The organism is Oscillospiraceae bacterium, from assembly GCA_025757985.1.
In the GTDB taxonomy this organism is placed as follows: Bacteria; Bacillota; Clostridia; order Oscillospirales; family Ruminococcaceae; genus Gemmiger.
In genome coordinates, this window is record CP107210.1 from 2205317 (window position 1) to 2230873 (window position 25557).

Annotated in this window: 23 protein-coding genes; 10 read left to right on the forward strand and 13 right to left on the reverse strand. The window is 61.2% G+C overall.

Going from position 1 to position 25557, the window contains the following annotated elements; all coding sequences use genetic code 11:
* Positions 1-124 precede the first annotated feature (124 nt).
* A complete protein-coding gene (locus OGM67_10680) occupies positions 125-1258 on the forward strand; it encodes a metallophosphoesterase (protein UYJ34043.1) in 1134 nt (377 codons plus the stop codon).
* Between the two features lie 5 nt (positions 1259-1263).
* Positions 1264-2601: a sodium-dependent transporter gene (locus OGM67_10685; GenBank protein ID UYJ34044.1), complete on the forward strand. Its 1338-nt coding sequence runs from the start codon at positions 1264-1266 to the stop codon at positions 2599-2601.
* A gap of 53 nt (positions 2602-2654) precedes the next feature.
* Here the strand turns inward: OGM67_10685 and OGM67_10690 are convergent, their stop codons facing one another.
* Together OGM67_10690 and OGM67_10695 are read right to left on the reverse strand one after the other, a co-directional pair.
* On the reverse strand, positions 2655-3506 hold the full coding sequence (locus tag OGM67_10690; GenBank protein ID UYJ34045.1) for a helix-turn-helix transcriptional regulator: 852 nt from the start codon (positions 3504-3506) through the stop codon (positions 2655-2657).
* A gap of 180 nt (positions 3507-3686) precedes the next feature.
* Entirely contained in the window at positions 3687-4619 is a 933-nt protein-coding gene (locus OGM67_10695) for a PfkB family carbohydrate kinase (GenBank protein ID UYJ34046.1), read from the reverse strand.
* Positions 4620-4773: 154 nt separating this feature from the next.
* Between OGM67_10695 and OGM67_10700 the strand changes: the two genes are divergently transcribed.
* The 3 genes from OGM67_10700 to OGM67_10710 all read left to right on the forward strand — a co-directional run bounded on the left by OGM67_10700 (position 4774) and on the right by OGM67_10710 (position 8961).
* Positions 4774-5694: an alpha/beta fold hydrolase gene (locus OGM67_10700; protein UYJ34047.1), complete on the forward strand. Its 921-nt coding sequence runs from the start codon at positions 4774-4776 to the stop codon at positions 5692-5694.
* Positions 5695-5993: 299 nt separating this feature from the next.
* A complete protein-coding gene (locus tag OGM67_10705; GenBank protein ID UYJ34048.1) occupies positions 5994-6812 on the forward strand; it encodes a transporter substrate-binding domain-containing protein in 819 nt (272 codons plus the stop codon).
* A complete protein-coding gene (locus tag OGM67_10710) occupies positions 6802-8961 on the forward strand; it encodes an ATP-binding protein (GenBank protein ID UYJ34049.1) in 2160 nt (719 codons plus the stop codon). Before OGM67_10705 ends, OGM67_10710 begins: the two co-directional genes overlap by 11 nt.
* A 45-nt stretch (positions 8962-9006) precedes the next feature.
* Here the strand turns inward: OGM67_10710 and OGM67_10715 are convergent, their stop codons facing one another.
* The gene (locus OGM67_10715) at positions 9007-9777 is read right to left on the reverse strand and encodes an AraC family transcriptional regulator (GenBank protein ID UYJ34050.1); all 771 of its coding nucleotides are present in this window, start codon (positions 9775-9777) and stop codon (positions 9007-9009) included.
* A gap of 133 nt (positions 9778-9910) precedes the next feature.
* Between OGM67_10715 and xylB the strand changes: the two genes are divergently transcribed.
* The 3 genes from xylB to OGM67_10730 all read left to right on the forward strand — a co-directional run bounded on the left by xylB (position 9911) and on the right by OGM67_10730 (position 13648).
* Positions 9911-11395, forward strand: a complete 1485-nt coding sequence (gene xylB / locus OGM67_10720; GenBank protein ID UYJ34051.1) for a xylulokinase — start codon at positions 9911-9913, stop codon at positions 11393-11395.
* Positions 11392-12018 (forward strand): DUF4867 family protein, encoded by a 627-nt coding sequence (locus tag OGM67_10725; GenBank protein ID UYJ34052.1) that lies wholly within the window; start codon positions 11392-11394, stop codon positions 12016-12018. The genes xylB and OGM67_10725 overlap by 4 nt, the downstream gene beginning before the upstream one ends.
* Positions 12019-12157: 139 nt before the next feature.
* Entirely contained in the window at positions 12158-13648 is a 1491-nt protein-coding gene (locus OGM67_10730) for a fucose isomerase (protein ID UYJ34053.1), read from the forward strand.
* A 117-nt stretch (positions 13649-13765) separates the two neighbouring features.
* Here OGM67_10730 and OGM67_10735 read toward each other — a convergent pair whose 3' ends face one another.
* From OGM67_10735 to OGM67_10770, 8 genes are all read right to left on the reverse strand, one after another.
* Positions 13766-14686: an ROK family protein gene (locus OGM67_10735; GenBank protein UYJ34054.1), complete on the reverse strand. Its 921-nt coding sequence runs from the start codon at positions 14684-14686 to the stop codon at positions 13766-13768.
* A gap of 11 nt (positions 14687-14697) precedes the next feature.
* Entirely contained in the window at positions 14698-15399 is a 702-nt protein-coding gene (locus tag OGM67_10740; GenBank protein UYJ34055.1) for an N-acetylmannosamine-6-phosphate 2-epimerase, read from the reverse strand.
* Positions 15400-15609: 210 nt separating this feature from the next.
* Positions 15610-16059, reverse strand: coding sequence for a YhcH/YjgK/YiaL family protein (locus OGM67_10745; protein ID UYJ34056.1), 450 nt, complete (start codon positions 16057-16059; stop codon positions 15610-15612).
* 11 nt (positions 16060-16070) lie between these two features.
* Complete coding sequence (locus tag OGM67_10750; protein ID UYJ34057.1) at positions 16071-17000, reverse strand: dihydrodipicolinate synthase family protein; 930 nt, start codon at positions 16998-17000, stop codon at positions 16071-16073.
* Positions 17001-17270: 270 nt separating this feature from the next.
* Positions 17271-18242, reverse strand: a complete 972-nt coding sequence (locus tag OGM67_10755) for a carbohydrate ABC transporter permease (GenBank protein UYJ34058.1) — start codon at positions 18240-18242, stop codon at positions 17271-17273.
* A 14-nt stretch (positions 18243-18256) separates the two neighbouring features.
* Entirely contained in the window at positions 18257-19138 is an 882-nt protein-coding gene (locus OGM67_10760; GenBank protein UYJ36223.1) for a sugar ABC transporter permease, read from the reverse strand.
* Between the two features lie 149 nt (positions 19139-19287).
* Positions 19288-20643: an extracellular solute-binding protein gene (locus OGM67_10765; GenBank protein UYJ34059.1), complete on the reverse strand. Its 1356-nt coding sequence runs from the start codon at positions 20641-20643 to the stop codon at positions 19288-19290.
* Between the two features lie 156 nt (positions 20644-20799).
* A complete protein-coding gene (locus tag OGM67_10770; protein ID UYJ34060.1) occupies positions 20800-21135 on the reverse strand; it encodes a hypothetical protein in 336 nt (111 codons plus the stop codon).
* A 26-nt stretch (positions 21136-21161) separates the two neighbouring features.
* Between OGM67_10770 and OGM67_10775 the strand changes: the two genes are divergently transcribed.
* Both OGM67_10775 and OGM67_10780 read left to right on the forward strand, forming a co-directional pair.
* On the forward strand, positions 21162-21839 hold the full coding sequence (locus OGM67_10775) for a GDSL-type esterase/lipase family protein (protein UYJ34061.1): 678 nt from the start codon (positions 21162-21164) through the stop codon (positions 21837-21839).
* A 35-nt stretch (positions 21840-21874) separates the two neighbouring features.
* Positions 21875-22720: a MurR/RpiR family transcriptional regulator gene (locus OGM67_10780; protein ID UYJ34062.1), complete on the forward strand. Its 846-nt coding sequence runs from the start codon at positions 21875-21877 to the stop codon at positions 22718-22720.
* Between the two features lie 83 nt (positions 22721-22803).
* Here the strand turns inward: OGM67_10780 and OGM67_10785 are convergent, their stop codons facing one another.
* Both OGM67_10785 and OGM67_10790 read right to left on the reverse strand, forming a co-directional pair.
* A complete protein-coding gene (locus OGM67_10785) occupies positions 22804-25080 on the reverse strand; it encodes a molybdopterin-dependent oxidoreductase (GenBank protein ID UYJ34063.1) in 2277 nt (758 codons plus the stop codon).
* Positions 25077-25547, reverse strand: a complete 471-nt coding sequence (locus OGM67_10790) for a (2Fe-2S)-binding protein (protein ID UYJ34064.1) — start codon at positions 25545-25547, stop codon at positions 25077-25079. Before OGM67_10790 ends, OGM67_10785 begins: the two co-directional genes overlap by 4 nt.
* Positions 25548-25557 lie beyond the last annotated feature (10 nt).

Genomic DNA, 25557 nt, shown 5'->3' on the forward strand with positions numbered 1-25557 from the left:
ACCTTGCCATACTATCCCATATACGGGCAATCACGCCGCACGCTCCCCTCATCCGTCTGCGGGCGGGGCCGCAGACACCTTCCCCCTTGGGGGAAGGCACTCTCACGAAACAAAGGCTGACACCATGTATCATCCATTCTTCCAATTTGTTCTTCCGCGCCTCGGGCAGGCGGCGCTGGATATTTTGCTGTATCTCAACTTTTTACAGTTGCCGCCGCTGCAGCTTGCGGCACAGTGGCCGGTTTTGTACTACGGCCTGCCGCTGGTGCTGATGGCGCTGCTGGCCTATATCAGCCGGGACCCGCTGGGCCTTGGCATCGTCTTTGTCGGGCATCTGGTGACCTTTTACTGCATCGGCACCGGCATTGGGCTGGTGCTGCGCCGCATCGGCGGCACGCCGCTGGCCGTATGGCATATTTTTTGGCTTGGCGGCACAACACCGTGGCTGCTGACTGCCGGAATCATGTGGTGGGGCCGCCGCCGGGCGCTGCGCCTCTGTACGACAAAATACAGCCTGACAACGCGGAAAAATCTGCCGAACGGCAGGCTGACCATCGTGCAGGTCAGTGATGTCCACCCGCGCGCCTGCGCAGCAATGGATCGCACCCGCATCCCTGAGCTGCGCGAGAAGATCGAGGCCTGCCACCCCGACCTGCTGGTGCTGACCGGCGATATTTTCGACGAGTTCACCGAGCCGGAGGAGCTGGAAGCCTTCTGTGCCCTGTTCGGTGCGCTGCGCGCGCCGCTGGGCAAATACTATGTGCTGGGCAACCATGACCTGTTCCACCACTGGCGGGAGCCAAGCTTTGGCCGCGCCGAGCTGGAGCGCAGCTTTGCTGCCGCCGGGGTGCGCATTCTGGAGGATACCTCCGTCATGCTGCCCTGCGGGGTGCGCATCGTGGGCCGCAAGGACTACCTGTACACGAACGGCAGCCGTTTTACGGCTGCGCAGCTGATGCCCGGCGGCCCGGACGACCACTACACGGTCTGGCTTGACCATGAGCCGCGGGACTTCAAGGCCGCAGCAGCGGCGGGGGCCGATCTGATCCTGAGCGGCCACACCCACGGCGGGCAGGTATGGCCTGCGGGCGCCGTAGGCATGGTTGCCAAAAACGAGCGAAACTACGGCAAAAAGGTTATTAACGACCATTGCACCGCCATTGTCAGCGGCGGCACCGGCACCTGGGGCTACAAATTCCGCACTCAGGGCCGCACAGAGATCGTCTGTGCTGAGATCACTACCGAAAAGGAAATGTAAAAGCTATGCAGGAACGCGAACGCCTTGGCAGCCGCCTTGGCTTTATCATGCTGTCTGCCGGGTGCGCCATCGGCTGCGGCAATGTCTGGAAATTCCCATGGATGTGCGGCCAGAACGGCGGCGGCAGCTTTATGCTGCTCTACATCCTCTGCCTTTTGGTGCTGGGCCTGCCCGTTATGGTCATGGAGTTTGCCGTGGGCCGCGCAGCGCAGGCCAGCCCCATCTATATGTACCAGCGCCTTGAAAAGCCCGGCCAGAGGTGGGGGCTTTTCGGCGTAATCAGCCTGATTGGTAACATTGCGCTGATGGCCTTTTACACCGTTGTCACAGGCTGGATTTTGTACTATTTTGTCAAATTTCTGACCGGTAGCAACGCCGATTTCGGCTTTGCGCAGATGATCGCCGACCCGAAAGTCAATGTGACCTATCTGTTTGTGGTAGTCGTGGCGGCGTTCGTACTGCTCAGCTTCAACTTGCAGGGCGGATTGGAGCGCGTGACCAAATACATGATGACAGCCCTGCTGGTGCTGATGCTGGTGCTGGCGCTGCACAGCCTGACCTTTTCCGGCGCGGCGGAGGGGCTGCGGTTCTATCTGGTGCCGGACTTCTCCAAGATCAACGGCACAGTCATCGTGGCGGCCATGAATCAGGCCTTCTTCTCTTTGTCGGTCGGCATGGGCGGCATGGCGATCTTCGGCAGCTATATCGGCAAGGACCGCGCACTGATGGGCGAATCGGTCCATGTCATCCTGCTGGACACCTTTGTCGCGGTGCTGGCCGGCATCATCATCTTCCCGGCCTGCTTCACCTACGGGCTGGAGGTCACTGCCGGGCCGAGCCTGCTGTTTGACACGATGGCCGGCGTATTCAACCACATGGCGGGCGGCCGCTGGTGGGGCACCCTTTTCTTCCTGTTCATGGTGTTTGCCGCGCTCTCCACCGTGCTGGGCGTCTGCGAGAACATCCTTGCCATGATCCGGGAGCTGACCGGCTGGAGCCGCCCCAAGGGCTGCCTTGTCTGCGGTGTCGGCATCTTTCTGCTGGCGCTGACCACGGCGCTGGGCTACAGCGTGCTGCACTTTCAGCCGTTTGCGCCGGGCAGCGCGTGGCTGGACTTCTGGGATTTCATCGTCAGCAACAATGTGCTGCCGCTCGGCTCTCTGGTGCTGGCGCTCTTCTGCTGCAGCCGCTTTGGCTGGGGCTGGGACCGCTTTGTGGCCGAGGCCAACACCGGCAAGGGCCTCAAGCTCCGGCCGTGGATGAAGCCCGTCTTTCAATTTTTTGTCCCCTGCGCCATCGCCTTTATCTATGTGTACGGCATGGCGACCTTTACCTGGCGGTAACGCCGCCCAAAAAGCCCCGCCGCCCGATTTCCCGGGTGACGGGGCTTTGCGCTTTATTTTGCCAGACGGCGGTATTCCATCGGCATCAGGCGGAACTGGTCATAAAACGCCTTGGCAAATTTACCCTGACTCTCATAGCCGACACCGGCCGCTATGTCCTGCACCCGCAGCGTTGTCGTGCGCAGCAGCTCGGCGGCCTTTTCCAGCCTGCGGCGGCGGAAATAGGCAAGATACCCCTCGCCCAGCACATTCTGGCAGTACAGCTTGAAGCCGCTCTCGCTCAGGCCGAAGCCATCGGCCAGCGCCTTGGCCGTATGCCGCACCGAGAGATCTCGCAGCACAAGCGTTTCGGTTTCGCGCACCAGCTCAACTTGCCGCGCGGGGCAGCGGGCGGCCTCGGCGTCATCGGGCAGGCGCAGCAGCTCATACAGCAGCCGCACCGCCGTGTAGCGCAGCTCGCCCGGGGTGGCGTACTCGGCATCGCTCCACTGCTCGTCCAGAATATCGGTGATGGCCTCGCTGACCGGGCAGCAGTGGACGCCGTCCCGGCAGAAGTAGTCCGCAATACCGCCGATCTCAAGGCCCATCACGGTCAAAAAGCTGTCTGCCTGCACGGCGTCCGGGTCGATGAAAAGCTGCAGCCCCTCATACTGGCCGCCCGGCAGGTAGAACGGCTCATCCGGCGCAGCAAAGCTGACGGCGGCGTGTGCCTCTGTCACGATGGCGTATTCCTCCGGCCCGTCGGGGATGGCCCGCCGCCCGGCGCGGCAGAAGTCAAAGACCAGCAGCCGCGCAGCCTGCACAGGCAGCGGCGCAAGGTGGCTGTCCAGCCGGGTAAAGCTGAGCCAGATCCCCCCGGCCAGCGTATGCAGCCCCTGCGGGGTTGCCTTTTGTTGTCTTTCCATGGTTATATTATAACAAATAATTTAAAATTCCGCAAATTGTGCTTTTAAAATTATAGTGTTAAAAAGAACAATTCAGCTTGCATCCAAAGAATTATGCGTTTAATGTGCTGCTAAAAAGGCAAAATGTGCGAAATCGGAAAATTGGCATTTTCTGGCATTTCATGCTGCAAGCGCCGTTTTTTAGTCCGTGACCGGCACATCAAGGCCGAACTCCGCCGGGCGGAAGCGCGGGCAGACATTCTCCGATATGCAGATGACCGAGGCCGCCAGCCGGCTGCCGATCTCACAGGCCTGCGCCAGCGTCTTGCCGTAAGTCAGGCCGATGACCGTGCCGGCAAAAAAGGCATCGCCCGCGCCGGTCGTGTCGATGACATTGACCTTTTTGGCCGGGACCGTGCCGCACTCGCCGCCGCTGCGGGCGTAGACGGCGCCCTTGTCCCCCATCGTGACCACCATGCAGGGGATGTTGGCGCTGTGTACATTGCCGGCCAGCGTGCGGCACATCTCGTCCGCGTCCAGCTCCTCATAATTGTCTGAGAACATCAGCCCGGCCTCCTGCTGGTTGCAGACAAAGCAGTCGATCTGCTGCAAAAAGTCGCGGCGCTCCATCGCAATGCTCATGTTGGACACCGCCGCATAGACCTTTTTGCGGTACTTTTTGGCAAACTGCAGCACCTGCTTGACGGTCTCCTTTTCAAGGTCCAGTTCGATGGCGATGCCGTCACAGTCCGCAAAGATTTCATCGCCCTGCTCCTGCAGCAGCCGTGTCAGCGGTGTGGTGTCGGGCCGCTTGGAGATGGCGGCGCATACATCACCGTCATTGTCAAACACGGCCAGCCATGTACCCATGCCGTCCGGCACGCGCCGGATGTACCGGGTGTTTACCTTGTGTCTGGCCAGCTTGTCGATGACATCCTGACCGGAGCCGGTTTCATCCACAAGACTGACAAAGGTGGGGCGCAGCTCCACATTGGCAATATCCTCGGCCACATTGCGGCAGACGCCGCCGTGTACCTGCTCGACCCGGCCGGCATTGCGCCCGCCCGGTATGTAGGTGGACAGCGGATACCCTTTAATATCCACAAAAACAGCACCGATCACAACAATACCCATGGTAAAGGTCCTCACTTAGATGATTTTACCTGTATTTTACCATAAGTCCGACAAATACGCAAACACAGGCCGCCCCCGCATTTTGTATCCCAAAAGCCCCCTTGACATCTGTGTGCGCATACGGTTTAATAGGAGCAAACGGAGGTGTTCGCCCATGAAAAATCAAGCGCAGAAACGCGCGTTTTATGTATTGACCGGCTGCATTGCCGCGCTGGCGCTCTGCATTGCGGCGGCGCTGGCGCCGCTGTGCCGCACCCCTGCCGCGCAGGATGTCAGCATCCCCGGCACGCGGGGCACCATCTACGCCACGGTGCAGCTGCCGGGCAAGCTGGCCCGCAGCGGGGATATGCCGCTGGCCGTGCTTTGCCACGGCTTTACGGGCAGCCGCGCGGGTGACGGCCACTTTGCCCCGCTGGCGCAGGAGCTGGCCGCGCAGGGCATCGCCACGGTGCGGCTGGATTTCCCCGGCTGCGGCGACAGCACCGAGCCGTTCACCGCCTATACGCTTTCCAACATGGCCGATGATGTTGAAAGTGCGATCCTGTACATGCAAAGCACCTACGGCACCGGCCCGACCGCGCTGGTCGGCCACAGCATGGGCGGGCGGCTGGCCAGCCTGTACCCGCAGCAAAAGGGCGGCATCGCCGCGCTCGTGCTTTGGAGCCCCGCCAACGGTGCCGGGCTGAACGGCCTTGAATTTTTAAACATCGACGATTTCTCCGCAGTGGAGGCCATGGCCGCCGAGGCCGAGGCCAACGGCAGCGTTACTGCCTGGGGAGTCGAGCTGAGCGCGGCCTATATGGACGAGATGCGCACCTCTGACCCGAACGCCGCCCTGCGGGAAAGCGCCCTGCCCACCCTGCTGACCTACAGCGGCAGCGAGGGCATTTTAAGCAGCACCACCCAGGCCGAAACGATCGCCGCCGTGCAGAGCCTGCCGGACGGTCAGGTCGTGCTGGACCCCTTTGCGGCCGGCAACCACAACTATCTCAGCGATGACCCCGCCACGGCCGCCGCCCTTGACAAGGCCCTGCGGCAGACCACCGTCCGGTTTTTAACACAGTACCTCGGGTAAAGCAGCGTTTGCCAAATCGTTTGTTAAATCGTACAACCTTAGCCTTGACGCGGTTTTACTGCAGTGCTACAATTATGGCAATACCGCATAATTCTAAGTGCCGATACGGCGAGCGAGGTGCGGCAGCTGCTAAGCCAAAAGCGCAGATAATACTTTGTGTATTATCGAGCATTTTGGCAACGCAGATGCCGTGCCGCAGCCGCCGGAGCGGTGCTTAAGCCGTCAGGCGGGAATTGTGCGGTGTTGCCTTTTATAGTATGACTTATAACACAGTAGCTTTGAGAACGAGGGGCCGCCCTATGAAACAACCGCGCAAGCATCTTCTCTGTCTGCTTCTGGCTCTCTGGCTTACCGGCGTGCTGCTGGCAGGCTGTGCCGCAGACACCGCCGACGCAAATGCTGACCTGCCGGTCATCACCGTCGGCTGCGATAACTACCCGCCCTTTACTTATGTAGACTCCGACGGAAAGCCTGTCGGCATTGATGTGGAGCTGGCCGACGAGGCCTTCCGCCGCATGGGCTACCGCCCCGAATTTGTCACGATCAACTGGGCCGAAAAAAACGAGCTGCTTGAAAACGGCGTCATCGACTGCATCTGGAGCAGCTTTTCAATGAGCGGCCGCGCGGACGAATACACTTGGGCCGGGCCGTATATGTACAGCCAACAGGTCGTAGCCGTCATGCCGGACAGCGACATTCAGACGCTTGCCGATCTGGCGGGCAAGACTGTGGTCGTGCAGGCCACCACCAAGCCCGAGAGCCTGTTTCTCGATGGCAATGACCCCCGCATCCCCGAGATACGCGCGCTCCACTCGCTGCAGAAGCGGGAGCTGATCTACAGCTACCTTGCCAAGGGCTATGCTGATGCCGTGGCCGCGCACGAGATCTCGATCCTGCAGTTTATGAAGGACTACGGCTTCGAGTTCCGCATCCTTGAGGAGCCGCTTGAAGCCGTGGAGCTGGGCGTTGCCTTCTCCCGCAGCGATGACCGCGGCATTGCGCAGGCGCTTTCCGCCACGCTGGAGGAGATGCAGGCCGATGGCACCACCCGCAGCATTCTGGCAGGCTACCTTGCAGATCCCGACAAATATCTGGAGGCAGACGGCTATGCAGACTAAACCCCGCCGCGCCATCCTCGGCTTTCGCCTGCTGACCGTTGTGATCGGTCTGCTGCTTCTGCTGATCATCGGCGCGTATTCGATCCGGACCGACAACTTTGAGGGTGAGCAGAATTTTGCCAGCCGTGTGGACTATATAAAGGATCAGTGCGATGACTACACCAGCCTGTCGCTGGCTACCGAGTCCAAAAGCATGCTGCGCATTGCCGAGGCCTGCGAGCAGTGTGCGCGCGATATTCAAACCGGCACCGATGCGGTTGAGGCGGAGGTGCTGTCCCGCTGTGCGGAAAACCACTACCTGACCGGTGTAGCCGTGCTGGACCGGGACGGCAATGTGGTGCAGTACTTCAGCAAGGAGGGGGCGCTGCCGCAGCAACTGCTGCAGGAGCTGGCCACCGCGCCGCTGCTGGATGTGGCCGACCACCCGAAAAAGACCTACTCCGTCCGGCTGGTCTGTGACGATGACTCCTACCTTGACCTTGCCGCATCGGCCAGGACTGATGCGGACGGCATCGTAGCGGCGTTCTACCACACCCCGACCGACTATGTACACAGTTATAACCTCAACTGCCAGCATCTTTTGGCGGGCTTCACGATCCCCGGCGACGGTACCCTTGTTGTGGCCCGCGGCGATTCGATCATCGCCTCCAATGACGAAAGCCTGCTCGGGCTTGCCCCCGATGCTGTGCTGCCGCTGCAGCTTTTGCGTGAGCACGGCCGCTTTGACCAGATGGTCTATGTGCGGGATGCTGACATACGCTCCCGGGGGTATTTCGGCTATGCCACGCAGGGGCGCGACTTCTATGTCTACGCCTACCTGCCCGAGGGCACGATCTACACCAAGACCATCAAAAACCTGATGTTTACCTCGGTGGCTTATCTGCTCATCGTGCTGATGATCGAGCTGGTGCGCCGCCGCACGCTGCAGAACTATCAGCAGGAAAAAGCCCGGCAGGAGCACGCCTATCAGGCCTCGCTCGAGCAGGCCGCCCACCGGGCCGAGGCTGCCAACATCGCCAAGACCGAGTTTCTGCAGCGGATGAGCCATGACATCCGCACCCCCATCAACGGCATACGCGGCATGATCGAGATTGGCAACCACTACAGCACCGACATGGCCAAGCAGGCCGAATGCCGCGAAAAGATCTGGGAGGCCTCCGGCCTGCTGCTTGAGCTGGTCAACGAGGTGCTGGACATGGGCAAGCTGGAGTCCGGCGAGATTGTGCTGGAGCATCGCCCCTTCAATATGGTCACGCTGCTGACCGGCCTGTGCGATGTGCTGGAAAAGCAGGCCGCCGAGCGTGGCATCACCATCCGCTGCGAGGACATCGCACTGCCCCACCCCGACCTTATCGGCAGCCCGCTGCATGTAAAGCGGCTTGTGATGAACATCATCTCCAACGCCATCAAGTACAATAAGGACAACGGCAGCATCACCCTGACCCTGCATGAGCTGCGCAGCGAGGGCGACAAAGCCTGGATTCGCTTTACCTGCGCCGATACCGGCATCGGCATGAGTGAGGAATTCCAGAAGCATCTGTTTGAGCCGTTCGCGCAGGAGCTGCTGGACGCCCGCTCCACCTACGGCGGCACAGGGCTGGGCATGCCGATTGCCAAGGCCCTTATTGATGCAATGGGCGGCACCATCGAGTTCACCAGCCGTCAGGGCGAGGGCACGACCTACTATATCACGCTGCCCTTTGCGGTCGACCACGCAGCGGCACCGCAGCCGCTGCCCGGCGCACCGGCCGACCTTTCGGCGCTGCAGGGCAAGCATATCCTGCTGGCCGAGGACAACGACCTGAACCTTGAGATCGCCGAGTTCCTGCTGCAAAACGCCGGTCTGCGCACGACCGCCGCCCGCAACGGGCAGGAGGCGGTGACGCTTTTTGCCGCGTCCGCCCCCGGCACCTTCGATGCCATTTTGATGGATGTCATGATGCCGCAGCTGGACGGCTACGAGGCGACCCGCGCCATCCGCGCCCTTGACCGCCCTGATGCCGCAGCGATCCCCATTTTTGCGATGACGGCCAACGCCTTTACCGAGGACCGCCGCCGCGCCCATGAGTCCGGCATGAACGAGCATCTGACCAAGCCGCTTGAGCCGGACACCCTCCTGCGCACCCTTGCAAAATACCTGCAGCGGTGACCCGCCTGCAGCACCAAGGCCCTCCCCGGGTGGGGAGGGCCTTTTTCATCGGTTCTGCTTGCGGAAGGCGCTTGGCGACATGCCCAATGACTTTAAAAATACGCGGTTGAAGCTGCGGATCGTGCCGAAGCCGCACTGCTCCGCCACCTGGGTGACCGGGATGCTGCTGCCCTGCAGCAGCATGGCCGCATGGCTGACCCGGTACTGGTTCACAAAATCCTGAAAGCCCGTGTGCAGCCGCTGGTTGAAATACGCCGACAGATAGGTATAATTATAACCAAGGTCACGCGCCATCTGCTCCAGCGTCAGGCTGCCGGTATAGTTCTGCTGCACATAGTTGATGATGCGGGCCGACAGGTGGGCGTCCGCGTCCTGCTGGGGGCGCGGGCGCAGGGGGCACTGCTCCAGCGCAGCACCGCAGATCATGTACAGCCCCGCAAGCTTTTTGCACCGGTTGTTGCCCTGCCAAAGCAGCTCCATCAGGGGCGCAGCCTCAATGCGGAACACCGGGTCCGCAAAGGCCCGCTGCCCCAGCTGGGCCGAAAATTCCGGCACCCAATCGTCAGAAAATATCCACAGCACACTTTGGGAGGCCCCGTTTGTGTGGTAGCTGTGGATCTGGTCCGGCAGCACCAGCAGGGCCTCGCCGGGGTGGATTTCAAAGGTATCTGTTTCCAGTGTACAGGTCAGAGTCCCGGCCTGCACGGTCAAAAATTCATAGCTGTGGTGCAGATGCGCGGGGAAGCTGAAATTGTGGTCACGCTGGCAGTAGAGATACCCCCGCCGGTCTGAGCGCTCGGCCTCGTAGATCAGCATTGTACGCACTCCTTTTCGACGCAAAATCCAAACTTATGTCTATTATTTTATACACTCTTTCTTGCCAGTGCAAGGGGGTAACAGGTAAAATAGTTTTAAAAAGGAATTCTGTTTCCAAGAAGGAGAAACCGCTATGTATTACATCGGCATTGATCTGGGCACCTCCGCCGTCAAGCTGCTGCTGATGGACGAGACCGGCCGGATCGACAACATCGTCAGCCGTGAGTACGGCATTGCCTTCCCTCACCCCGGCTGGAGCGAGCAGGAGCCTGCCGATTGGTGGGACGCCGTCTGTGACGGTATCCCCGCGCTGCTGCAGGGCTTCGATGCCTCTCTGGTCAAGGGCATCGGCGCAGGCGGCCAGATGCACGGCCTTGTCGTTCTGGATAAAGATGACAAAGTCATCCGCCCCTGCATCCTGTGGAATGACGGCCGCACCCAGAAGCAGGTCGATTACCTGAACAACGAGATCGGCAAGGACAAGCTGAGCCGTTACACCGCCAACATCGCGTTTGCCGGCTTCACCGCGCCCAAGCTGCTCTGGCTGCGCGACAACGAGCCGGAGAACTTCGCCCGCATCGAGAAGATCATGCTGCCAAAGGACTATATCAACTACAGGCTGACCGGTGTCCACTGCACCGACTACTCCGATGCCTCCGGCATGCTGCTGCTCGATGTCGAGCATAAATGCTGGAGCCGCGAGATGCTAAACCTCTGCGGCGTGCGCGAGGCGCAGCTGCCCAAGCTTTTTGAAAGCTGGCAGCCTGTCGGCACCCTGACCGCCGAGGCCGCCGCCGGGCTCGGTCTGCCGGCCGATGTCATCGTCTGCGCCGGCGCGGGCGACAACGCCGCTGCGGCAGTCGGCTGCGGCGCGGTGGGCGGCGGCAGGTGTAACATCTCGCTGGGCACCTCCGGCACCGTCTTTATCACAAGCGACGCCTTCGGCGTTGACAGCCGCAACGCCCTGCACAGCTTTGCCCACGCGGACGGCGGCTACCACCTGATGGGCTGCATCCTCTCCGCCGCAAGCTGCAACAAGTGGTGGAATGAGGAGATCCTGCACACGCAGAACTTTGCCGCCGAGCAGGCCCCCATCACCCCCGATAAGCTGGGCGCGAATGATGTCTACTTCCTGCCCTACCTGATGGGCGAGCGCAGCCCCCACAACGACCCCGCCGCCCGCGGTGCCTTCCTCGGCCTGCGGATGGACACCCCGCGCGCCGCCCTGACACAGGCCGTGCTGGAGGGCGTGGCCTTTGCGATCCGCGACTGTGTGGAGATCGCCCGTGCGCAGGGCGTTGAGATCGCCGCCAGCACCCTCTGCGGCGGCGGTGCCAAAAGCCCGCTCTGGCGCGAAATTTTGGCCAATGTGCTGGGCATCCCCCTGACGCTGCCCCAGACCGAGCAGGGCCCCGGCTACGGCGGCGCCATGCTGGCGGCCGTTGCCTGCGGGGCATATCCCAGCGTGCAGGCCTGTGCCGATGCGCTGGTACACGCCAAAAGCACGACCGAGCCTGACCCCGCAATCGTAGAAAAATACAACGCGCGCTATGCCCTGTGGCATACGCTTTATCCCGCACTGAAGGCGTCCTACGCCGCAATGGAGGCACTGCAATGAAGATCTATTCGGTAAATGACCCGGAATTCAAGCCCTACGGCCGTGTTGTGACCGGGCTGGAGGCCGCCAAGGCCGAGATACTGGCCGCGCTGGCAACCACCCCGCTGCCCGCCGCAACGGATTATGTTGCAGAGGACGAGCGCCTGCAGGAGCTGCCCGCCGCCGTGGAGGTGTCGGAGCATCTGTTCGGCGGCATGCCCTGCCAGCTGGGCTGGTGCAACGGCCACAATACCTACTTAAACTGTCTGGAATATCACCGCGACAGCGAGTTCAACCTCGGCACCGAGGATTTCGTCCTGCTGCTGGCCCGGATGGAGGACATCGAGGACGGCAAGCTTGACACCGCCAAGGTCAAAGCCTTCCGCGCCCCGGCCGGCACGCTGGTCGAGGTCTACGCCACGACCCTGCACTACGCGCCCTGCCATGTCGATGCCGACAAGGGCTTCCGCGTGCTGGTCGCGCTGCCCAAGGGCACAAACACCGCCAAGCCGGACATCCAGAACAACGGCGGCGATGACCCGCTGCTGTGGGCCTGCAACAAATGGCTGCTCGCCCACGCCGAAAGCACCGAGGCCAAAGCCGGTGCCTATGTCGGGCTGGTCGGGGAGAATATCCATATCTGATTCTTGCCGCGCCGCAGGGGCCACAGATGTCCGGCCCTGTACATACAAACCGCAACCCATTCACGGGCAGCAAACGCAATGTTGCGGGGCGGGCATGCCCGCCCCCTACAGCGCATCACATAAAAGGGAGGAAACCACCATGAAATCCACCAACATTCCTGAGGTCAAGCTCGGCATTATCGCCGTCAGCCGTGACTGCTTTCCTATCGCACTGAGCGAAAAGCGCCGCGCTGCCATTGCGGCCGCCTGCCAGACAAAGGGCGTTGCCCTCTACGAGTGCAAGACCACCGTGGAAAACGAGCATGACATGCAGAAGGCCGTTGCCGAGGTGACCGAGGCCGGCTGCAACGCGCTGACCGTCTTTTTGGGCAACTTCGGCCCTGAGACCCCCGAGACCCTGATCGCCAAGTTCTTCGATGGCCCCTGCATGTTCGTGGCCGCTGCCGAGGGTGACGGCGACATGATCAACGGCCGCGGCGATGCCTACTGCGGTATGCTGAACTGCTCCTACAACCTCGGTATGCGCCACCTCAAGGGCTATATTCCCGAGTATCCCGTCGGCACCGCCGAGGAGATCGCCGACAAGATGGCCGAGTTCGTCCCCATCGCCCGCACCATTCTGGGCGTCCGCGACCTGAAGATCATTACCTTCGGCCCCCGCCCGCAGGACTTCTTTGCCTGCAACGCCCCCATCAAGGGCCTGTATGAGCTGGGTGTTGAGATCGAGGAGAACTCCGAGCTGGACCTGCTCGTCTCCTACAAAGAGCATGCCAATGACCCCCGCATCGAGGAGGTCTGCAAGGACATGGCTGCCGAGATGGGCGAGGGCCATTACTACCCCGACCTGCTGGCCCGCATGGCACAGTTTGAGCTGACCCTGCTCGACTGGGCCGAGAACCACAAGGGCAGCAAAAAGTATGTTGCCTTTGCCGACAAGTGCTGGCCCGCCTTCCCCTCCCAGTTCGGCTTTGAGCCCTGCTATGTCAACTCCCGCCTTGTCAGCCGCGGCATCCCCGTCTCCTGCGAGGTCGATATCTACGGCGCTCTGTCCGAGTACATCGGCATCTGCGCCTCTGGCGACACCGTCACCCTGCTGGATATCAACAACAGCGTGCCGAAGTACATCTATGACGAGGACATCAGCGGCAAGTTTGACTACAAGCTGACTGACACCTTCATGGGCTTCCACTGCGGCAACACCCCCGCCTGCAAGATGTGCGGCGACCGCGCCGTCAAGTACCAGCTGATCCAGCACCGTCTGCTGGAGCCGGTCGGCAGCGATCCCGACTTTACCCGCGGCACGCTGGAGGGCGACATTGCCCCCTCTGACATCACCTTCTACCGCCTGCAGTGCGACAGCGAGGGCCAGCTCCGCGCCTACATCGCTGAGGGCGAGATCCTGCCCGTGGCTACCCGGTCCTTCGGCGGTATTGCCATCTTTGCGATCCCCGAGATGGGCCGCTTCTACCGCCATGTGCTTATCCAGAAGCGCTACCCGCACCACGGCGCGGTTGCCTTCGGCCACTATGGCAAGACCCTGTTTGAGGTGCTGAAGTTCTTCGGCATCGCGGACATTGCCTACAACCAGCCCAAGAGCCTGCCCTATCCCACCGAGAATCCGTTTGCCTGATTCCCGCGCAGCCAAAGCTATTTCCTAAAGCCATAAAGAACCCCCGACCGCCTGTTTTACGGGCGGTCGGGGGTTTACTGTTTGTTAAGGCGTCCCCCTGGGGGGAAGGCGCTCTTTTTATCTTTCGTGCATCTCCCTGAAATAATACACCGCGCCGACCAGACCGGCGTCATTCTGCAGGGCGGCGGCCTTGACCTCCAGCCCCTCGGCAAAAGCAGGCATAACGCTGGCGCGCACCTTTTCAGCCAGCGGGTCGATCAGCAGCGCCTGCTGCGCGCTGACGCCGCCGCCGATCAAAATCAGCTGCGGGTTGAAGATATGCACCAGCCCGGCAAGGCCCTGTGCGATCTCGTTGATCCAGTGGTTCAGCACGGCCTGTGTGCGGGCGTCACCGGCCGCAGCCGCCTCAAAGATGGCGCGGCCGTCCGGGGCGTCCAGCCCCATCCGCTGCGCATCGCGCACCAGCGCGGTCGTGGCGGCGTACCGCTCATAGCAGCCGATGGCACCGCAGGTGCAGGCCACGCCGTCCAGCGCGTGCAGCCGGAAATGCCCCAGCTCACCGCCAAGGCCCCGCGCACCCTCGAGCAGACGGCCGCCGGTCAGGATTCCCCCGCCGACACCCGTGCCCAGCGTCACACCGACAACATCGGTGCAGCCCTTGGCCGCACCGGCCCATACCTCACCCAGCAGCATACAGTTGGCATCGTTGGCCACCGTCACCGGCAGGCCGAAGGCACGCTCCAGCGTGCCCTTTATGTCAACGCCGATCCACCCCGGGAAATTGCCGCAGGTCCCCGCGACCACGCCGCGGCGGCTGTCGATCTGCCCGGTGGCGGACACGCCGATGCCCGCAAGCTTCGGTGCGTCCTCGGCCAGAAAATCACGGATCGCACGCTGCACCGTTTCAATAATCGGCGTCTTATAGCCGTCAAAGCTGACACTGCGCTCAGCGCGGCGCAGCACGCGGCCGGTCTCATCGACAAGGCCCAGCTTGACCGCCGTGCCGCCGATGTCAACGCCCAGATAGATTGTACTCATAGCGCACCTGCTTATTTGTGGTTTTTGATGGCGGCGGTGTAGCGGGCTGTGATCTCGGCAGGGCGGGTGATCGCACCGCCTACGACCAGCGCAAACGCACCGGCGTAGAGTGCCTGCACGGCCTGCTCCGGCGTGTGGATATGCCCCTCGGCGATGATTCTGGCCGGGCATTCGCGCGCCAGCTGTGCAATGAAGCCGAAGTCGACGTCATCGATGCCCTTCGTCTCCGGCGTGTAGCCGCGCATCGTCGTGCCGATAAAGTCCGCACCGGCCGCCGCGCACGCCATGGCGTTCTCGATGTTGTCGCAGTCGGCCATGACAAGCTGGTCGGGGTATTTTTCCTTGACGGCGCGGATAAAGTCCGCGCTCGTCTGCCCGTCCGGGCGCAATGCACCGGTGCCCTGCACGGCCAGAATATCCACGCCGCAGGCAACCAGCTCATCGACCTCCTTCATCGTGACGGTGATGTACATCGGCGTGCCGGGGTAATCCTTTTTGATGATGCCGATGATCGGCAGGTCAACGACCGCCTTGATCTGGGTGATGTCACGCACGGTGTTGGCGCGGATGCCCACCGCGCCGGACTGGGCGGCGGCCTTTGCCATCAGCGGCATAACGCCGCCCTCCTTCGTGTACAGCGGCTCATGCTCCAGCGCCTGGCAGGACACGATAAGACCGCCCTTGATTTGGTTGAAAATTTGTTCGTGGGTCATGGTGGCAAACTCCTTTTTATGTAAGCATTGTAGGGAGGGGTCTTGACCCCTCCGTGCCCGTTCGCGGCAACCGCAAAGCTCCCGGGACGCATATATGCGTCCCCTACTTGTAAGGGTGGCATACATGCCACCCGGGAGCGCAGTGGCCGGTGCAAGGTCCCGCGGAGCGGTCAAGACCGCTCCCTACAGAACCACAATGCATTACTTTTATTATTTCATCAAAATCTTGACCACGGCTTTTCTCACATGGTCGCAGCCGGGCGTTTTGCAGCTGGGCTTGTGCAGCTCACCGGGGAAGAAGATGACAAACCGTCCCTCTCCCAGCTCGCCGCCCGCATGCTCCGGGCCGGACGCAAAGCCCACATCGCTCTCGGTGCTGAACTCGCCCTCGGGCCTGCCCTCGGATGCCCAGCCCCAATGCTCGCCGCCGGAAAGGTCGATCTGCAGATCAGCGTAGCGGCGGTGGTACTCAAACGCTGCGCCCTCGGCATCGCGCAGGTCGGCGTCCATCACATTGACAAAGACATTCTCGCCGTCAATGATCGTGCGGCCGTTCTCCAGCGCATCCAGCGTGTGGCTGTTCAGCCAGTCGATGGCCGTGTCCAGATTGGGGTGCAGCCCCTTGTAGCACGCAATATAATCAAACGAATCTACGAGCATCCCGCACTCCTTTACAGCTCTGCAACGGCAGCCTCGATCATACGCTGCGCCTCGGCCACAACGGCCTCGTCCTCGGGGATAAGGTTCGGCAGCGGGGCGCGCACACCGCCCAGCTCCAGACCGTACATGCGGCGCAGGATCTCCTTCTGCACGGCGTACAGGTTGCCGTGGGCCTCGCACATCTTGTAGATGATGCGGTCAGCCTTGTACTGGATGGCGCGGGCTGCGGGCAGATTGCCCTGCTCGACCAGCTCGTTCATCCGGATGAACAGCTCCGGCATGACGGCGTAGGTGCCGCCGATGCCGCCGTCGGCACCCATGGCGCGGCCCGAGACAAACTGCTCATCGGGACCGTTAAAGACGGCAAAGCCATCCTCGCCGCGGGCGGCGATGCCGGCGTCCTTGAACAGCTGAATGTCCTGCGTGGGCATCGAGGAGTTCTTGACGGCAATGACATTCGGGTTCTTCAGCATCTCCTGCAGCAGCGGCATCGTCAGGGCGGTACCGGCCAGCTGCGGAATGTTGTAGATGACGAACTCGGTGTTGGGGGCGGCGGCGCTCATCGCGTTCCAGTAGTCGGCAATGGCGTAGTTCGGCAGGTGGAAGTAGATCGGCGGGATGGCAGCGATCGCATCCACGCCGCACTTCTCGGCGTGGGCGGCCAGCTCGACCGAGTCCGCCGTGTTGTTGCAGGCGACATGCGCAATGACGGTGATCTTGCCCTTCGCCTCGCTCATGACGGCCTCCAGCACGGCCTTGCGCTCATCGGGGTGCTGGTAGATGCACTCGCCGGAGGAGCCGCCGACATAGACGCCCTTGACGCCCTTGGCGATCAGGTGGCGGGTCAGCGCCTTGACGCCCTCGATCGAGATCGAGCCGTCCGGTGCATAGCAGGCATAAAATGCGGGGATAATGCCGCGGTATTTGTTGATGTCTTTCATTATACAAACACTCCCTGTTCGTAACTTGGTATGGATTTTAAAATGAATGTAGGGGCGCGGCTCTGCTGCGCCCGTACCCGTTTATGGCTGCGGGAACATTTACTTTTATTTTATATAAAGGCTTCCCCCTCGGGGGAAGCTGTCACCGAAGGTGACTGATGAGGGCGAAGCCTGCTGACACGGCCCGTTTGCGGGCAATCCCCGGCAGACTGCCCCTCATCCGTCTGTGGTCGGGCCCACAGACACCTTCCCCCAAGGGGGAAGGCTTTTTTAGCCCTTAACAGCACCCATTGTGATGCCCTTTGTGAAATACTTCTGGAACGCCAGAAACACGATGATGATGGGCACGGCAGCCAGCGCGGCACCGGCCATGATCAGACCGTAGTCGGTCGAGTTCTCGGCCTGCAGCTTGGCAATGCCCAGAGAGATCGTCAGCTTGCTGGTGCTGGACAGCATGATCAACTGCATGAAGTAGTCATTCCAAGAGTTGATGAAGGTGAAGATCGCCAGCGCACCGATGCCCGGTTTGATGATGGGCAGCGCAATGCGGGTAAAGGTGGTCAGCTCGCTGGCGCCGTCAATGCGGGCAGCCTCGAGCATCTCGCCGGGGATACCCTCGCTGAACTGCTTCATCAGGAAGATGCCGAACGGCCAGCCCACGATCGGGAAGATGACCGCCCAGATCGTGTTGTACAGCTGCAGGCTGCTCATCTCACGCAGTAGGGGGATCAGGATGACCTGCTTGGGCAGGGCCATGGCGCAGACGATCAGCGTAAACAGCACGCCGCGGCCGATGAAGCGCTTTTTGGCCAGCGCATAGCCCGCCATGGCGGAGGTAACGCAGGTCAAAATCATCGAGGCAACGGCCATAAAGACCGTGTTGACCAGCCAGCGGATAGCGGCGGGCACCTGCGGGCCGGCCCACCAGATGACATCCTTGCCGTCGGCGCTGAAGTGGCTGCTGAACGGCACGGCAAACTCCCACAGGGGGGCCTTCTGGCGGCTGAAAAGCTTGGCATAGTTGGTGCCGACCCACTCACTGGGGAACCACTCGGGCGTGGTGGCGTTGATGGACACCTGCGTCTTGAAGGAACCGGTGATGATCCAGTACAGCGGGAACGCAAACGCGATGGCCAGCACAACGATGACCACGGTGCTGAACACCATGTAGGGGGAAATCTTCTTCTTTTTCTTTTTGGTCTGCTCGACTGCAGCAGGGGCAGCGGTTTTCGTTGCTTCCATTTCGATTTCCCTCCTTACTCGTTAGACTGTGTGACCTTGAACTGCACAGCGGACAGCACGGCGATCATGATGGCGAGGATAACGCCCATCGCGTTGCCGTAGCCGTAGCGGTACAGCTTGAAGGCGGTGTAGTAGATGTAGTACATGATGGTGTCGGTGGCATGCTTCGGGCCGCCGGAGGTCAACAGCTGGATCAGTGCGAAGCACTGGAAGGAGTTGATCGTGGTGATGACCAGAATGTACAGCGTGGTAGGCATGACCTGCGGCCACTTGATCTTCCAGAAGGCCTGCAGCTTGGTGGCGCCGTCAACCTCCGCAGCCTCCACAAGGGACTGGTCCACATTGCCGAGGGCCGAGACATACAGCACGATGGGCTGGCCGACCGAGGTCGTGAGCAGGATCAGGATAATGCAGCCCAGCGCATAGCGGGGATCACCCAGCCAGTTGATGTTCTGGTCGAGGAGGCCCATCGACTTGCCCAGATAGTTAAAGATGCCGTAGTAGTTGTTGAACATCCACTTCCACACGACCGTGACGGCAACAGAGCCGGTGACAACGGGCAGGTAGAAGATGACGCGGAACAGCGAGGTTGCCCACGGGGGCATGTTGACGATGGCGGAGGCCACCCACAGCGAGAAGATGCAGGTGATAGGCACCGACACGATAACAATGATGAGGGTGTTGCGCAATGCGCCCAGAAACACCTTGTCGCCGAAAAGCTCCACATAGTTAGCCAGACCGACAAAGACATCGGCACGGTTCATTGTCGAGTCGAAGAAGCTGGTGAACACGCACATGAACATGGGGTAGATGACGAAGCCGACGAAGAAGATCAGGCTGGGCAGCAGGAACAGATAACCGGCGATGGTCTCCTGCCGGACAAGCGCACGGCTCATCTTGGGCTCGCTCTTTTTGGCAGCTGCAGAAAATGCCAAGAGGATCTCTCCTTTCCGTTTTTCATAAAAAGCGGCGTCCCACCGCTGCGTTTCATGTCAGAGGTCGGACGCCGTAGGATGGCTGCAGATCTTACGATTTACAGTTTGGTTCAGGATGCACTGGCGGCTGCGTTGGCAGTGGTGCAGAATTCGGTGACGGCGGTGGTGACATCTTCGTCAGCGCCGACCTGCTGCAGCATGTTCCACCAAGCGGTACGCGCCTCGGCCCAGCCGGGGGTGACCTGATAGTAGTCGCCCAGATAAGGCATCAGCTTCTGGTACTCGTTCATGATCTCGTCGTCGGCATACAGGTCAGACAGAGAGTTCTTGACGGAGAAGTAGCTGGAGGTCTTGACGGCCTTGGCAGTCTCCTCAGAGTTGGCCATGAAGTTGATGAAGGTCTTGGCGGCAGCGATCTTGTTTTCGTCGCCGTTGTTGAAGATGCCGAAGCCCCAGATGCCGCCCTGCAGCGCGGGCTTGCCGCTCTCGGAGGGGAAGCCCATGAACAGGATCTCATCGCCGCTGTTGGTGGTGCCGGCAGGGCCGTTATCCTCATTCTTCTGCTGGGCAATGTTCCAGCAGAAAGCCATCTGCAGGGTGCCGTTGCGGAAGAGGGTGATCTCCTCGCCGCCGTTGATGGAGGCGTCAAAGTTGATGCCGTCCTGTGCCTTCAGGGCCTCAAGGGCCTTGACATTCTCGGCAGAGTCGGCGGTGTACTTGCTGTGCGCATCGTCCGTGAAAGTGCCGCCGTAGAGGTTGTTGACGAGAGCACGGGTGCCCTGATCGCCGCCCTGACCGCTGCAGTAGATAGCGCCCACATCGGTCTTGCCGGAGTCGTAGACGGCCTGAACAGCCTTCAGGAAGTTCTCGGTGGTCCATGTGTGGTTCTCGGCATCGACATACTGCATCGCACCGGCAGCCTCAAACACGGTCTTGTTGATGGCCATGCAGTGGGCGGTCATGCAGAGGGGGAACTCGTAGTAAGCACCGGAGGAATCCTTGCAGGCGGCCTCCACGCTGGCGCTGATGTCAGCCTTCTGGTCATCGGTCCACAGGTCACTCAGATCGACCATCAGACCCTTGGCGCCCCAGTTGGCAACCAGACGCTCGGGACCTTCCATAACGAGGTCAGGGGCAGAACCGCCCTCGATGGCGGTGTTGACCTGATCGTCACCGTTGGTGTAGTCCAGATACTCAACAGTCACATGGATGTCGGGGTACTTGGCGTTGAAGTCCGCCAGCAGAGTGTCAACAGACTCGGAATCGCCCCACTTGCCGATGGGGTAGGTCCACAGGGTGATGTCAGCAGCCTGACCGGCCTCCGTGGTGGCGGCGGCCTCGCTGGAAGCGGCAGTAGAGGTGCTTTCAGCGGTAGAGGACGCTGCGCTGGAGGCAGCGCCGCCGCAGCCAACCAGCAGGCTGGCAGCCATACCGGCAGCCAAGATAGCGGATACTTGCTTCTTCATAGTGGTTCTCCTTCTTTTGCCTTTCGGCATTTGTAAGGGGTCACTGCGTCTGCGCCCCTTGTGATGACTCTATTTTAGAAAATCTTTTTCATTTTGTCCAGATGTGAAATCACCAAGAATCAGGCCGTTTTGTGTACAGGTTGCACAAATTTGGTTTCATTTTGTGCAAAACACGGCGTTTTGTGCAAGAAATATCCGCCCGCAGCGGTGAAAAGCTCCCTTTAGCCGCACCACCGCAACGGTTACAAAAAGAAAACAATTTCCAGACAAAGTCTGTTTTTGCCGTTTTTTTGCCATTGTGGGCCGCTGTGAAACGGATTTTTCCTTATAGAAAAAGTCCTGCACAGGCTGCGTGCTGTCCGCAGTCGGCAGGCAGTTTTTTCCCTTGAAAGGGCAATGTTGTACAAAAAGGCATACTTGGAAATGGCGCTTTTGCCTATTGCCAGCCCATTTTAGAATCGTTATAATAAGAGAAAAGAAATATCTTTTCATTTTTGCTGACAAAAGGAGCCTTTGCCATGACCTATGAAAATATCACTGCGCGTCAGGTTCTCTGCTTCGGTGATTCCAACACCTACGGCTACGACCCCGTGCGTGACGGCCGCTATGGCCCCGATGAGCGCTACCCGATGGTGCTGCAGTCCCTGCTGGGTCCCGGCTGGGCCGTTGCGGAGGAGGGCCTGCCCGGCCGCACCGCCGTGTTTGATGACCCCATCACCGAGGGGATGAACGGCCTGCGCCTGATCAACCCGATCCTGATGAGCCATGCACCGCTTGACACCGTGACGATCATGCTGGGCACAAACGACTGCAAAGCGCGGTTTGCCTGTGACTCCTACCAGATCGCGCAGGGCATTGCGCGGCTGACCAAAAAGGCGCTGCAGACCGAGTGCTGGCGCGACAACGCCCACCCCGATGTGCTGGTCATTGTGCCGCCGGTCATCACACCGGCATATGACAGGCTGATCTTCCGCGAGGAGATGGGCCCCGGCTGCCACGAGCGCTGCGCCGGCATTGCCGCCCGCCTTGCGCCGATGCTGCAGGGCCTGCCCGGCGTGCGCTTTCTGGACGCCAACACCCTGCCCGGCGCGGTATGCTCGCCGGTGGACGGCATGCACATGACAAAGGAAGCCCACAGGGCGCTGGCGCAGGGGCTGTACAATCTGCTGACCGGCAGCGCCCCCGCCGCCCATTGACCGCATTATTTGCTTGAGAAAGGACCCCGAGAACCATGGTAGAACAGAGCTTTTGGGAGATGCTGCGCACCAAGCGCGACAGCCTGACAAAATCAGGCGGCATCGTGGCCGATTATCTTGTCCAGCACGCTGAGGACGCCCAGTATCTTTCCATTTCCTCGCTGGCAAAGGCCTGCGGCGTGGCCGAGGCAACGATCTTTCGGTTCTGCCGCTCGCTGGGCTTTGATGGCTACAACGAAATGAAGATCGCGCTGGCGAAGGCTACCGCGACCGCGATGCCGGTCGCGCTCAAGCTGGAGCCGGGTGTGGACACCCAGACGCTGGTCACCCACGCCTACAACACCGCCGTGGAGGCGCTGAACGGCACCCGCAGCGTGCTGGACCCCGACGCCATCGACCACGCCGCCACGCTGCTGCAGCGCGCGCGTCAGGTATACTGCCTTGGTCAGGGCGGCAGTCAGGTGCTGGCGGAGGACATCTGGGCGCGCTTCTCGATGATCTCGACCAAGTTCCGCACGGCGGGCGACAGCCACATGCAGGCCATCACGGCCAGCCTGATGGGCCCCGAGGATGTGCTGCTCTTCGTCTCCTACTCCGGCTCGACCCGCGACATGATGGACACGCTGCGCCTCGCCAAGGAGAACGGTGCCAAGGTCATCCTGATCACCCACTACGATGACGCCCCCGGCGCCGCACTGGCCGATGTCGTGCTGCTCTGCGGCGCGCAGGAGAACCCGCTTGACTCGGGCAGCATCCCCGCCAAGCTGGCGATGCTTTTTGTCGCAAATGTGCTGGTCCTGCGCTACACCCTTGACAATCAGGAGCTTGCCAACCTCTCGCTCTCCCGCACCAGTCAGGCGCTGGGCAGCAAGCTGCTTTGACGGATGCCCTTCCTCCAAAAAAAAATTGCAAGCCGGCGATCTGCCGGCTTGCAATTTTTTATTTTCTCGCCTTGCCCTGCCTTTTACTGCCCGGCCAGCGCGATCTGCTCGCGGGTGATGGGCAGCTCATAGAACCGCTTGTGGGTGGCGTGGTAGATCGCATCGGCCACGGCGGGCAGCGGGGTATTGATGACCACCTCGCCGATGCTCTTGGCACCGAAGGGGCCGGTGCCCTCGTAGCTGCTCTCAAACACGACATGGATATGCCCGATGTCGTTGCGCGCCGGGATCTTGTACTGCATCAGCGAGTTTTCCTGCGGCATGCCGCGGTCATCGTAGGTGACATTCTCGGTCAGCGCCATACCGATGCCCTGCAGGATGCCGCCCTCGGCCTGCACCCGCGCAAGGTTCGGGTTGACCGGTGTGCCGCAGTCAACAGCCGCCTCATAGCGGATGACCTGCGCCTCGCCGGTTTCCAGATCGACCTCGACCTCGGCCGCGCCCACCATGAACGGCGGGGGCGAGATCTCCGAGCTGTGGGTCACGACTGCCTCCAGCGCCGTATTGCTGCCGCACTGGGAGGCTGCGGCGATCTGCGCCAGCGTGGCGCGCTGCGTGCCGTCCTCGCTCGTCACGGCATCGCCCGCAAAGACGACCGCACGCTCGTCAAGGCCCAACAGCCCCGCGCCGACCTGACAGATCTTCTGCTTGAGCTGCTCGGCGCACTGCTCAACCGCCTTGCCGGTGACATAGGTCGTGCTGGATGCGTAGGAGCCGGAATCGTAGGGCGAGGAATCGGTGTCCGCGCCGAGGACCGTCACATTGTCGAGCGGGCACTCCAGCACCTCGGCGGCAATCTGCGCCAGAATCGTGTCGCAGCCGGTGCCCATGTCGGCTGCACCGATCGAGAGGGTGTAGAACCCGTCATCGTTGATCTTCAGGCTGGCGCTGCCCACATCCACACTCGTGATGCCGGAGCCCTGCATCGCCATGCCCATGCCCACGGCGCGCACCTTGCCGTTGCCCATGTCGCGCACGGGGTATTTTTCGTCCCAGCCGATGTTGTCATGCACGGCCTGCAGGCAGCGGTCCAGCGCGCAGCTGGTGTTGACCTGCCCGTAGTAGGCGGGCATCACATCGCCCTCGCGGATGATGTTGCGCTGGCGGATCACAAACGGGTCAATGCCCAGTCTGTCGGCCAGCTCATTGACGGCGGACTCCACCGCAAACAGGCCTTGGGTCGCGCCGTAGCCGCGGTAAGCGCCCGAGGACATGTGGTTCGTGTAGACGACATCACTGACAAAGCGGAACGCCTCGGCCTTGCCGTAGAGCGGGATGGATTTGTGGCCGGACAGGCCCACCGTTGTGGGGCCATGCTCGCCGTAGGCACCGGTGTTGGACAGGGTGTAGAGGTCGATGCCCCTGACGATGCCGTCCTTTGTCGCACCGAGGCGGACATGCAGCTCCATCTCATGGCGCGGGGTGGAGGCGATCTGGCTCTCGTACCGGCTGAAGATGATCTTGCTGGGCTTTTTGGTTTTCCATGTCACAAAGGCGGGGTAGACCTCGCAGACCGAGGTCTGCTTGGCGCCGAAGCCGCCGCCGATGCGGGGCTTGGCCACCCGGATCATCGACTTGGGGATGTGCAGTGCATTGGCCAGAATCCGGCGGCAGTGGAAAACGATCTGGGTCGAGCTGAGGACATTCAGCCGCCCGTAGGCATCTATGCTGCAGTAGGTGCGGAAGGTCTCCATCATGGCCTGCTGGCAGGCGCGGGTGTGGTATGTATGGTCGATGACGACATCGCACCCCGCCAGCACCGCCTCAATATCGCCCGCCCCGCTCTCATCGTGGGCGCACAGGTTGCGCTTGTTGTCGGCCCCGACCGGTGCCAGCGACTCCCAGTTTTCCTCCGGGTGGACAAGGACGGGGTTATCCAGCGCCGTGTGGTAGTCCAGCACGGCGGGCAGGACCTCATACCTGACCTTGATGAGCTTCATCGCCTTATCGACGCATTTTTCATCCTTGCCGGCCAAAATTGCGACAACATCCCCCGCAAAGCGGACATGGCGGTCAATGACAAGCCGGTCATAGGGGCTCGGCTCGGGGTAGGTCTGGCCCGCCTGGGTGTAGCGGCGGCCCTGCTGGTCCACATCCTTCCATGTGTAGATCGCCTCGATGCCCGGCACCAGCAGGGCACGGCTTGTGTCGATCTCCTGCACGATGGCGTTGGCATGGGGGGAGCGCAGCAGCTTTACGATCAGGCAGTCCTGCGGGATGACATCATCCATGTAGACGGGCTGGCCGGTCACAAGCTGCATGGCGTCCTTTTTGCGCATGGACTGGTTCACGGTTTTCATTGGGCAGCCTCCTTCCCCTTTTTCCACGCTAAAAAGTTCAAAATGCCCCGCAGCTGGCCCTCATAGCCGGAGCAGCGGCAGAGGTTGCCGGCCAGATACTCCTTGATTTCATCCTCGCCGGGGTCGGGGTTTTCCCGGAAAAGCGCCAGCGCATTCATAATAAAGCCCGGGTTGCAGAAGCCGCACTGCTCCGCACCCTGATCGGCGATAAAGGCGCCGAACTCGGCAGCCTCCTCCTGCAGCCCCTCCAGCGTGGTGACGCTGCGGCCGTTGACCCGCGCCGCCAGCACCGAGCAGGACAGCACCGGCTTTTCATCAAGAAAGACCGTGCAAAGGCCGCAGTTGGCGGTCTCGCAGCCGCGCTTGACGCTCTTGCAGCCGAGGCTGCGCACAAGGTCCAGCAGCACGGTGTCAGCCGCGATTTCGGCGGTGACTTTTTTATGATTTAAGGTAAATGTGATCTGCATGGTATACCTC